The organism is Actinomycetota bacterium (genome assembly GCA_036280995.1).
Classification (GTDB): Bacteria; Actinomycetota; CALGFH01; order CALGFH01; family CALGFH01; genus CALGFH01.
Window position 1 is genome coordinate 1 of the sequence record DASUPQ010000486.1, and the last position, 10,736, is coordinate 10,736.

Annotated in this window: 10 protein-coding genes; 2 read left to right on the forward strand and 8 right to left on the reverse strand. The window is 74.4% G+C overall.

The genetic code is table 11. The features are described from left to right. From VF468_16220 to VF468_16235, 4 genes are all read right to left on the reverse strand, one after another. A partial coding sequence (locus VF468_16220) for an ABC transporter permease (GenBank protein ID HEX5879839.1) occupies positions 1-313 on the reverse strand: 313 nt, incomplete at its 3' end. A 5-nt stretch (positions 314-318) separates the two neighbouring features. After that, positions 319-1,128 carry a methyltransferase domain-containing protein gene (locus VF468_16225; protein HEX5879840.1) on the reverse strand — a complete coding sequence of 270 codons (810 nt, stop codon included), beginning with the start codon at positions 1,126-1,128 and terminating at the stop codon, positions 319-321. A gap of 11 nt (positions 1,129-1,139) precedes the next feature. Continuing rightward, a complete protein-coding gene (locus VF468_16230; GenBank protein ID HEX5879841.1) occupies positions 1,140-2,678 on the reverse strand; it encodes a glycosyltransferase family 4 protein in 1,539 nt (512 codons plus the stop codon). Positions 2,679-2,718: 40 nt separating this feature from the next. Next, positions 2,719-3,561 carry a class I SAM-dependent methyltransferase gene (locus VF468_16235; GenBank protein ID HEX5879842.1) on the reverse strand — a complete coding sequence of 281 codons (843 nt, stop codon included), beginning with the start codon at positions 3,559-3,561 and terminating at the stop codon, positions 2,719-2,721. 147 nt (positions 3,562-3,708) lie between these two features. Between VF468_16235 and VF468_16240 the strand changes: the two genes are divergently transcribed. Next, positions 3,709-4,893, forward strand: coding sequence for an LCP family protein (locus VF468_16240; protein HEX5879843.1), 1,185 nt, complete (start codon positions 3,709-3,711; stop codon positions 4,891-4,893). 315 nt (positions 4,894-5,208) lie between these two features. On the opposite strand, the gene VF468_16245 is transcribed toward VF468_16240, so the two are convergent. The 4 genes from VF468_16245 to VF468_16260 all read right to left on the reverse strand — a co-directional run bounded on the left by VF468_16245 (position 5,209) and on the right by VF468_16260 (position 10,152). Next, positions 5,209-6,525: a SpoIID/LytB domain-containing protein gene (locus VF468_16245; GenBank protein ID HEX5879844.1), complete on the reverse strand. Its 1,317-nt coding sequence runs from the start codon at positions 6,523-6,525 to the stop codon at positions 5,209-5,211. Positions 6,526-6,988: 463 nt separating this feature from the next. Then, positions 6,989-7,843 carry a dTDP-4-dehydrorhamnose reductase gene (rfbD, locus tag VF468_16250; protein ID HEX5879845.1) on the reverse strand — a complete coding sequence of 285 codons (855 nt, stop codon included), beginning with the start codon at positions 7,841-7,843 and terminating at the stop codon, positions 6,989-6,991. After that, on the reverse strand, positions 7,840-8,835 hold the full coding sequence (rfbB, locus tag VF468_16255) for a dTDP-glucose 4,6-dehydratase (GenBank protein HEX5879846.1): 996 nt from the start codon (positions 8,833-8,835) through the stop codon (positions 7,840-7,842). The genes rfbD and rfbB overlap by 4 nt, the downstream gene beginning before the upstream one ends. 45 nt (positions 8,836-8,880) lie before the next feature. Further along, the gene (locus VF468_16260) at positions 8,881-10,152 is read right to left on the reverse strand and encodes an LCP family protein (GenBank protein HEX5879847.1); all 1,272 of its coding nucleotides are present in this window, start codon (positions 10,150-10,152) and stop codon (positions 8,881-8,883) included. Positions 10,153-10,249: 97 nt separating this feature from the next. On the opposite strand from VF468_16260, the gene VF468_16265 reads away from it, so the two are divergent. Continuing rightward, on the forward strand, positions 10,250-10,736 hold a 487-nt coding region (locus VF468_16265), incomplete at its 3' end, for a TIGR03089 family protein (protein HEX5879848.1).

Sequence of the window (10,736 nt, forward strand, 5' to 3'; positions counted from 1 at the left end):
TGCGGACCAGGTTGGCGTTGCCGACCACGGCGCCGGTGGCGTCGAGGGTGGCCGAGTTGAAGAAACTCCAGATCAGGAACCCGGACATGAACAGCACCGCGAACCTCGGCACCCCGTTGTCCAGGAAGACGGTGAACACCAGGGTGAACACGGCCAGATACAGCAGCGGGTTGGCCATCGACCAGACGAACCCGAGGGCCGAGTTCTTGTACTTGACCTTGAGGTCCTTGCGGACCAGCTCGGCCAGCAGCTCCCAGCGGACCCGCGACTGGGCCGCGGCGCGGGCGTCGGCCGCGCTCCGTGGCTGCACCATGTCCCCTACCTGTCCCTGTTCCCGGCCATCTGCCGGTGAAGCTTAGCGGGCCTGGCGGCGTCGCCTCCGGCCACGGCCAGGAACCGCAGCCGCCAGTAGTCGGCGACGAAGCGGCCGTCGCGCCACAGTCGGGGCGCGGCCAGCTCGCCGGTCCGGGCCACGACCCGCTCCCGCAGGTCCGCCGGGACGGCCGCGGTCAGCGACCCGCCGAACATGGCCAGCCAGCCGGCCAGGCCGTCGGAGCCGCCATCCAGCGGCGTCGGCCGGGGGAAGTGCTCCATCCGGGCCACCCGGAACCCGGCCGCCTCCAGCAGGGTGGCGTACTGGGCCAGGGTCGGGAAGTACCAGGGGCAGGCCGGCCCCGGCAGGCCGACCTCGGCCATGGCCGCCGCCAGCGCCTCCAGGATGGCGTCGATGTTGCCGGCACCGCCCAGCTCGGCCACGAAGCGCCCGCCGGATCGCAGGGCGGCGCGCACGCGGGCGGCCACCTCGGCCGGGCGGGGCATCCAGTGCAGGGCGGCGTTGGAGAAGACGGCGTCGACCGGCTCGGGCAGGGTGAAGTCGTGCCCGTCGGCGAGCAGGACCCGGTCGTCGCCGAGGCGGCGCCGGGCCGCCGCGACCATGGCCGGGTCGCTGTCCAGGGCCAGCACCCTGGCCCCGCGCCGCTCCAGCTCGGCGGCCAGCTCGCCGGTGCCGCAGCCCAGGTCGAGGACGGCCTCCCCCGGAGCCGGGTCGAGCAGGTCCAGGACGTCGCCGCCGAGGGCGGAGACGAAGCCGAACTGCCGCTGGTAGCGGTCGGCGTCCCAGGCGGCCATGCGGCGCGACCCTAGCCGAGCCCGAGGTCGGCCGCGATCTCCCGCCAGCGGGCGGCGAACGCCTCCTCGGAGAAGGTGCCGGCCCGCTCGACGGCGCTGGCGGCCAGCCGGGCCCGCAGGGCCTCGTCGCCGGCGACCATGCGGGTCAGGGCCTCCAGCTCGGCCAGGGTCGTCCAGCGGTAGCCGTCGGTGCCGTGGCGGACGATCTCGCGCTGGCCGGCCTTGTCGATCACCACCGGGACGCAGCCGGCGGCCATCGCCTCCACCGTGGTGATGCCGAAGTGCTCGAACACCCAGGGCGCGGCCTCCTCGTCCTCGCCCAGCCCGGTGGCCACCCAGAAGACCGAGCTGGTGGCGAACAGCTCCTCGACCAGGGCCCGGGGGGCGTTGGCGTGGAGGTGCACCGGCAGGCCCTGGGCGGCCCGCTCGACCTCGGCCAGGTACGGCCGGTGGGCCGGCTCGCAGCCGCCGACCAGGTGCAGCTCCCAGCCGTCCAGCCCGCCGCCGCGGACCATCTCGCCGAACGCCTGGACCTGCTCGAGCTGCTTCTTGGAGTGGCCGAAGCCGGGGGCGATGAAGCGGCCAACGGTCAGGATGCGCCGGGTCTTGGGGCCCGGGTGCAGGTCCTTCGTCCGGATCGGGGGAAACAGCACGTCGGAGTCGACCCCCCACAGCCGCCGGATCCAGTGCCGGGTGTACTGGGAGTTGGCCAGCACCCGCTCGTAGTGGCCGAGGAACTCCAGGTCGGTGGGGTCGCGCAGCAGCCACGGGAAGCGCTCGCCGGCCCAGCGCCGCGGCTCCCAGGTGGCGTCGGCCATGTGCAGCCGGCTCACCGCCACCCCGAGGGTGCGGTCGTCGCCGGCCCCGGGGACGAAGGTGCCGCTGTCGAAGACGACCTCGCGGTCGCCCTCGCTCGGCGGCAGGTCCAGCTCGTGGCGGCGGAAGCCGGCCGGGGAGGCCTCCAGCCGGGCCAGCTCGATCCCGCCCTCGTGGCTGATGACCACCTCGGCCGGGCCGGGGGCGCCGGGGCGGCCGAGGTCGAACACGACCCGCTTGGCCGGGCCGCCGGCCAGCTGGAGCGCCGCCCGGCCGCTGGTCCACACCCAGGTCCGGCGCCGGCCCCCTTCGGGCGGGAACCAGCCCAGCCCCCACTCGACCACCCCCGGCTTGCCCTGGCGGACGTGGGGGCCGAGCAGCCGGACCAGGCGCCGCTGCCAGCCGGCCAGGTCGTGGTCGAAGGGGGTCGGGAAGTAGCAGAGGTAGAGGTTGCGGGCGGCCTGGGCCTTGACCCGGCTCATGTAGGAGGCGTTGACGAACAGCTCGTACTCGGCGGACAGGCGGGCGACCTGCGGCTCGCCCCGGTCGGGGACGATCCGGAGGTGGACCTTGCCGAGGTTGAGGCCGAGATGGTCGGCCAGGATCTCCTTGCCGACGTCCTCGTGGCCGACCAGGTCGACCTCGTGGCCCTCGTCGGCCAGGACCTGGGCGAGCATGCTGCTGTGGCGCTCTCCCCCACCCATCGACTGCAGGAACCGGTTGTAGACCGCCACCTTCAAAACGCGATAGCTCCCTGGAACTCAGGGCCCAGGGTCAGCCCCGGGCGACGACGTAGGTCTCGTTGCTCTGGTACAGCCCCCATACCAGCTTGTCGTGGGCCCGGCGGACCTCCCGCAGGATCTCGGTCGTCTCCTGGAGCCGGCCGGCCAGGACCTTGACCACGTGGGCCAGCTCGTACGCCCACTCCGGGTCGTGGTGGTCGGTGACCCGGCCCTTGCGGTCGCGGTGGTCGAGGCTGGCCCGCAGCTTGCCCATGGCCCGCTCGACCAGGTCGTCCAGGGGAGGATGGACGACCGGCTCCGGACCAAGGTACTCCGGTGGCGGGCCCGGGTGGTTGGCCGGGTTGGTCCCGGTGGCCTCGACCTCGAGCCCGGCCTGGCGGCAGAGGAACTCGAGCAGGGGCAGGTCGTAGAAGCGGACGTGGGTCGGGTCGCGCCAGAAGTCGTGGCTGAGGACCGAGTAGCAGGCCGGGTTCGGGGTCACGGCGACGAACCGGCCCCCGGGGGCCAGCACCCGCCGGACCCCGGCCAGCAGCTCGCGCACCTGGTCGGGGGTGAGGTGCTCGATGAAGTGGGCGCAGAACACCCCCTGGTAGGGCCCGGGGGCGGGCTCGCCGTTCAGGAAGGCCATGGCGTCGCCGCGGATGACGTCCAGGCCCTTGGCCACGGCCGCCTCGACCATGCCCTCGTCGGAGTCGACCCCCTTGCCCTTGATGCCCTTCTCGTCCAGGAGCTCGAGGAACTCGCCGCGCCCGCAGCCCAGCTCCAGCACCGGGCTCTTGTCCTCGAACATGGGCACGTAATGGCGCAGGACCTCGCGCGTGTGCTCGGGGTCGAACTCCATGTACGAGTAGTAGTCGCTCTCCAACCGGGTCACCGTGACGACCTCCGCCGGGCCTGGGCGCCTTCGATGACGCCTGCCTTGGAATGCTACGACGCCGGCTCACGACCCGGCCACGACCTGGCAACGAGCCGGCGGCGGGGCTCTATGCTGTGGCGTGGACACGAGGAGGAGGTTCACGCCATGAGCGGCTGGTCGGACGAGGGCGACGGGCGCCGCCGGGCCGGAACGGCCGGGCCGGCGCGGCCCCAGAAGCCGCTGCCGCCGGGCTGGAACGTCCGCCCCCGCGGCATGCGCCAGAAGCCGCCGCGCAACTTCGACGTCCGCGACGTCCGGCCCCGCGAGCAGCGGCCCCGGCCGGCCCCGCCCCGGGACCCGGGAGACGGCCGCGGGCGGGCCCCAAAGGTCGGCCGGCGCCGGGGCCGGCGCATCGGCGTGACCCTGCTGGTCCTGCTGGTGGTGCTGGTCGGGCTGGCCGTCTGGGTCGACTCCCGGCTCAACCGGGTCGACGCCCTGACCGACTACGACGGGCGGCCGGCGGCCACCCCGGGGGCCGACTGGCTGATCGTCGGCTCCGACAGCCGCCAGGACCTGAACGAGGCCCGCCGCCGCGAGCTCGGCACCGGCCAGGCCGCCGGTCGCCGCGCCGACACCATGATGCTGCTGCACATCCCCCGCGGTGGCGGCAAGCCGGTCCTGATCAGCCTTCCCCGCGACTCCTACGTGCCGATCCCGGGCCGGGGCCGCAACAAGCTCAACGCGGCCTACGCCTTCGGCGGCCCCAAGCTGCTCGCCCGCACCGTCGAGGAGGTCACCGGCATCCGCCTCGACCGCTACATGGAGGTCGGCTTCGACGGCTTCGCCAGCGTGGTCGACGCCGTCGGGGGCGTCCAGATCTGCCCCGACCGGGCGATGCGCGACCCCATGGCCGGGCTCAACGTCAAGGCCGGCTGCCAGGTCGTCGGCAGCCGCCAGGCCCTGGCGTACGTCCGCACCCGCGCCGGCGGCCGCGGCGACCTTGACCGGGTCGAGCGCCAGCAGGAGTTCCTCGGCTCCCTGATCGACAAGGCGACCAGCCCGGCGGTGCTCCTCAACCCCTTCCGCAGCGTCCCCCTGCTGCTCCGGGGCACCGAGGCGGTCGCCGTCGACCAGAACGCCCACGTCTGGAACCTGATCCGGTTCCCCTTCGCCATGCGCGACATCGCCGGCGGCGGCGGCGTCGCCACCACCGTCCCGGTCGCCGGCACCGCGACCGTCTCCGGCGCCGGCTCCGTCGTCCAGTGGGACCGCGAACGCGCCCTGGCCCTGTTCGAGGCCCTCCAGCGCGACCAGCCGGTCGACGGGTTGGTCGACCAGGCCGAGCGCTAGCCGGCGACACTGGGGTCGGGTCGAGCGCCCGCCGGCGCCGCGGCAGGGTGGTCCGGGCCCCATGCACGCACCTGGCGCTGAGTCGACGTTGCTCTCGGCTGGTTCAGGCGGCGACGTGGCGTCTTCGATGCGGTGGGGTGGCGGTCAGCTGGCCGTCGGGTTGGCGGGTCACCGCGCCATCACAAGCCAGCCGCCGGCAGGCCTCGGGGTCCAGCGGTCCGGCCCCGCCGACATCCCCAGCCGCCGCGCCCGCGTTCGGGTCCGGCCAGGAGAACCCCACGAACCGCGCCTTGCCCACTTATCAAGGCCTTTCGGCTAGGGAGAAATATGGAACTTGGTCGATTTGAGGCCGAAGGCCGACCTGAACCAGGTCCCGGTCACGGTGACGCTGGTCCGGCGGCCGCCGGTAACTCCCTCGACCTCGACGCGGGAGACGCGCCCGCCCCAGGAGGGCAGCTTGGTCTCGCGGACCGCCGTGGCGGTCCCGATCCCCAGCTTGGCGCCGAGCCCGGCCGCCGAGATCTTCTTGGTCCAGCGGAAGTTCGGGTTGCGGTGGGCGCCGCCGCCCCGGTCGTAGGGGTCGTCGGAGCGGCTGGGGAACCAGGGCAGGGGGTCGCTCCCCCACTGGCTGTTGCTCGAGGTGTAGCCGCCCGACGACGACGAGTAGAACGCCTGCACGATCCGGGTGCCGTAGCGGACGACCAGCGAGCCGGTGGCGCGCACGGCCCCGACCCACCGCGACCCGGCGTCGCCCACTTCCTTGGCGTAGCCGGCATAGGCCTGGTCGCGGACGGTCGCGTAGACGGCGCAGTCGCAGCCGTCCCAGCGCCCGTAGCCGTGGTGCTGGCCGCGGGCCCGCACGGCCACCAGGGCGTAGCTGCGGGCGGCGATCGCCTGGGCCCGCAGGGCCTCGTTGGCGAACGACCCCGGCATCTCGGCCAGCCCCCGCAGGTAGCGGTTGACGGGCATGACGGCCACCGCCCGCGGGCGGGTGACGCCCTGGTTGTCGCGGACCAGGTGGACGTCGAGGCGGCCCCAGCGCAGCTGCTGGCCGGTCTGGGGCAGCGACAGCCGGGCCGGGGGCCGGGCGGTCTCGAACCGGACCACCACCCCGGTGCCGGCCTTGGTCGGCCCGAACACCCGCCGCCGGGACAGGTCGAACACCGACGTCCCGCCCGACTCCGGCCTGATCGACCAGGTGACGTGGCCGCTGAGGGTCCGCTTGACCGTCCGCCCGCCCGGGGTCACGCCCGACACCGAGAAGCGGCCGCTGCCGCCCCGGCCTGGGACCTCGACCCCCCTGACGAGGACGCGGCCGAGCCGGCCGCCGGTGGCGGGGTCGCGGTTGGCCTGGAGCAGCCCGACCCGGACGGCGGCCGGCAGGGTGGCCGGCCGGGCCTGGGCGCCGCCGTAATAGAAGGAGATGATCCGCCCGGCGCCGGCCCCCCGCACGGCCATGCCGTGGGCGCCGTACTGGCTCATGCCGATCCCGTGGCCGTAGCCGCCCCCGACGATCGTGAAGGTGCTCGGCGCGGCCACCGCCGGCGGGTCGCCCGGGCCGGTGAGGAGACCGAACGCCACGGCGAACGCGCCCACCGCGGCGACGGCACGAACCCGACGGCGCTTCAGCATCCTCGACCTCCCGGCGGCGACGGCGTCCCCTCTTCGGTCGGCGCCCCCGCGGGCGCCTTGCGCGGCGTGCGCGGAGCGGCGGCCGGCTCACCCGCCGACCGACCCGGCGCCGCAGGGACACGAACACCAGCACCGGGACGGCCATGGTGATGATCGCCCCGCCGGTCACCACCTGCCAGCCCAGGATCTGGTTCCCGCCGATCAGCCCGCCGAGGGTGACGGTGACGACCTGACGGTCGCCCTCGCCCAGGAACAGGATGGCGGTAGCTGGCGGCCGAGAGCTGGCCGAGGTCCGGGGGCCAGGTGAAGACCGTCCACCAGCCCGAGCCGTTGACGGCGTCCAGGGTCCGCAACGAGGTGACCAGGATCCCGAGGGTGGGGATCAGCCAGAGCAGGCAGAGCGCCGCCATCACGAGCACGACCCCCGGAGTGGCCCGACCCTGGCGTGTCGTCGCCGGCTAGGTCATCCGGCGGCGGCCAGGTAGGCGGTGAGGGCGTCGGGCCACGGGCGCAGCGGGGGGACCCCGACGAGGCGGGCCAGGCGGTTGTCGAGGACCGAGAAGGCGGGGCGGGGGGCGGGGCGGGGGAACTCGGCGGTGGTGGTGGGCTGGACCCGGTCGGGGTCCTGGCCGGTGCCGGCCAGGACGGCCCTGGCCAGCTCGTACCAGGAGCAGGCGCCCTGGTTCGTCAGGTGGTAGGTGCCGTGCTGGCCGGTGCGCTGGAGGGCGCGGATGCCCTCGGCCAGGTCGGCGGCATACGTCGGGCTGCCCACCTGGTCGTCGACCACCCGGAGGGTGTCGCGCTCGGCGGCCAGGCGCAGGATGGTGGCGACGAAGTTGCGGCCCCCGACCCCGTACACCCAGGCGGTGCGGACGATCCAGGCCCGGTCCCAGACGTCGCGGACGGCCTGCTCGCCGGCCAGCTTGGAGCGGCCGTAGACGCTGGCCGGGGCCGGCGGGTCGTACTCGCCGTAGCCGTCGGGGCGGCCGGCCGCGCCGGCGCCGTCGAACACGTAGTCGGTGGACAGGTGGACCAGTTCGGCGTCGACCTCGCGGCAGGCCAGGGCCAGGTGGCGCGGGCCGAGGCAGTTGGCCCGGAAGGCGCGGTCGAGGTCGGCCTCGCAGCCGTCAACGTCGGTCCAGGCGGCCGCGTTCACCACCAGGTCGGGCTCGAGCTCGGCCACGGTTCCGGCCACCGCCGGCCAGCTGGTGATGTCGAGCTGCGTGCGGTCGAGAGCGACCAGCTCCTTGGCGCCGCCGTAGACCTCGGCGAGCGCCCGCCCCACCTGCCCACCGGCGCCGGCAACCAGCACCCTCACGGGGCCCGCCCGTGGTCCAGGGTGCGGGTGGCCCCGGCCGGCTTCATCGGGCGCCACCAGTCCTCGCGGGAGCGGTACCAGGCGATCGTCTCGGCCAGGCCCTGGTCGAAGTCGTGGGCCGGGGCCCAGCCGAGCTCGCGCACCCGGGTCGTGTCCAGCGAGTAGCGCCAGTCGTGCCCGGGCCGGTCGGCCACGAACTCGATCATGTCCTCGCCGGCCCCGAAGGCGGCCAGGATGCGCCGGGTCAGCTCCAGGTTGGTGACCTCGTTGCCGGCCCCGATGTTGTAGATGGCCCCCGTCTGGCCGCGCCGCAGCACCAGGTCGATGGCGCTGCAGTGGTCGAGCACGTACAGCCAGTCGCGGATGTTGCCGCCGCTGCCGTACAGCGGCACCTTGTGGCCGTCCATCAGGTTGGTCACGAACAGCGGGATGACCTTCTCGGGAAACTGGTAGGGCCCGTAGTTGTTGGTGCAGCGGGTCACGACCACGTCCAGCTTGTGGGTGGCGGCGTAGGCCAGGGCGACCAGGGAGCCGCCGGCCTTGCCGGCCGAGTAGGGCGACGACGGCTCCAGCCGGTCGTCCTCGGCGAAGGAGCCGTCGCTGATGGTGCCGTACTCCTCGTCGGTCCCGACCTGCAGGAAGCGCCCGACCCCGGCCGTGCGGGCCGCCTCGGCCAGGGTGGCCACCCCGACGGTGTTGGTCCGCACCGCCTCCAGCGGCTCCACGATCGAGCGGTCCACGTGGGTCTCGGCGGCGAAGTTGACCACCACGTCGTGGCCGGCCAGGGCCTCGGCCACCTGGCCGGGGTCGCAGATGTCGCCCTGCACGAAGCTGTACCGGGGGTCGCCCTCCAGGTCGGCCACGCTCGCCCGGTTGCCGGCGTAGGTGAGCTTGTCGAAGTTGGTCACCCGCGCCTCGGGGTCGGTGGCGAGCAGGTGGCGGACGTAGTTGGAGCCGATGAAGCCGGCCCCGCCGGTCACGAGGAAGCGCATGGCGGCAGCTCCGCTCCTTGGTCGGTGCGATGGGCGGCCAAGAGCCTACCGGAGCTTGAACCCGGACCCCACGGTCAGCACCAGCGTCCCGCCCTCGCCGGCCTTGACCAGCTTGACCTGGCCGCCGAGCACGGCCGAGAGCAGCCGGGCCTGCTGGGCCAGGTCCGGCGGGTAGGCCAGGGTCGAGGCCTGGCCGGTCGGGGTGGCGGCGTTGCCGGTGCCGACGACCCGGACGCCGAGGCGGCGCAGGCCGGCGGCGGCCCTGGCCGCGGCCCCCTGGGCGCCGCTGCCGTTGAGGACCGTGACCCGGGTGGTGGCCAGCGACACCCCCTTGCCGCCGGGCAGGCCGACCGCGGGCAGCCGGGCGGCGTCGCCGGCCAGGGCCCGCATGAGGATGGCCGCCTCGGGCAGCGGGTCGACGAAGGCGGCGCAGCCGGCGCAGCGGGGCGGCGAGGCGACGCTCGGGTAGACGCGCATGTCGAGCGAGGCCGGGCCGAGGTCGCGCAGCCGCCTGGCCAGCCCGAGGGCCGTGCCCGTGCCCAGGGTGTCGTCGGTCTTGATGTGGTCGGTGGCGATCTCGGCCACGCCCTTGAGGGCGGGCAGGCTCGTCAGGCGGCTGCGCCGGTCCACTTCGGCCAGCACGGCCCGCATGAACTCCTGCTGGCGGCCGATGCGGCCGAAGTCGGAGTCGACGTGCCTGGCCCGCACGAAGGCGAGCGCCTTGACCCCGTTCATCCGCTGGCAGCCCGGCGCCATGTGCAGGTTGGCGTACGGGTCGTCCAGCCGCCGGCCGCTGCGGTTGCACAGGGTGATGCCGCCGAGGGCGTCGACCACCTCGAGGAAGCCGGCGAAGTCGATCTCGGCGTAGTGGTGGATGGGCAGCCCGGTCGTCTCCGCCACCGTCTTGACCAGCAGGTCGGGGCCGCCGAAGGCGTAGGCGGCGTTGATCTTGCTCGTCCGCCCGTTGACGGTGGACCGCAGGTCGCGCGGGAGCGAGACCAGCACCGGCTTGTCCCGGTCCGGGCTGACATGGAGCACGATGATGGTGTCGGTGCGCCGGCCGGCCACCTCCTCGGTCTGGATCCGGCCGAGCTGGCGGCGGCTCAGGCCGGCCCGCGAGTCGGACCCGACGAGCAGGATGTTCATCGCCTTGCCGGAGGCGGCCGGGGTCAGGTTGGCCACCGGCCGGTGGCCCTTGGCGACCAGCCGGCCGGCGTAGCGGTAGCCGTACACGGCGGCCGCCCCGGTCAGCACGACCAGGAGCACCAGCAGGATGGCCAGGCTCCGGAGCAGGTTGCGCCGACGGCGCGAGCTCATGGGCTGCGGTCGGTCACGGTGCGGGCGTGCTCCTGCTCATGGCTGCGCGGGCGGCGCAATTGGCCTTGGGATTTGAAGAAGCCTAGCATGCGCCCCCGTGAACACCTCGGGCGCCGCGTTCGACAGCTTCAACGTCGCCGCCGAGCGCCAGGTCGGGCGCTACGGCGACAAGCCCCTGCTCACCTGGTACGACGACCACCGGGACGAGCGGGTCGAGCTGTCCTACCGCACCTTCGGCAACTGGGTCGCCAAGACGGCCAACCTGCTGGTCGACGAGCTCGGCGCCGGGCCCGGGGACCGGGTCGGGGCCGTCCTCCCCGACCACTGGCGGACCCCGGTCGTCCTTGCCGCCTGCTGGCGGGCCGGCGTGGGCGTGGCCGCCCTCGACCCGTCGTCCCCCGACCCGCCGCCCGACGGCCTGGTCGCCGCGTTCGTGTGGGAGGGCCACCTGGCCGCCGTCACCGACGCCCTCGGCGGGATCCCGGTGGTCGCCGTCGGCGCCGAGCTGCTCGGCCGCGGCGGCCACGACCTGGGCCGGGCCCTCAGCTTCGCCCGGCTCGTCCCCAGCATGGGGGACCACTTCG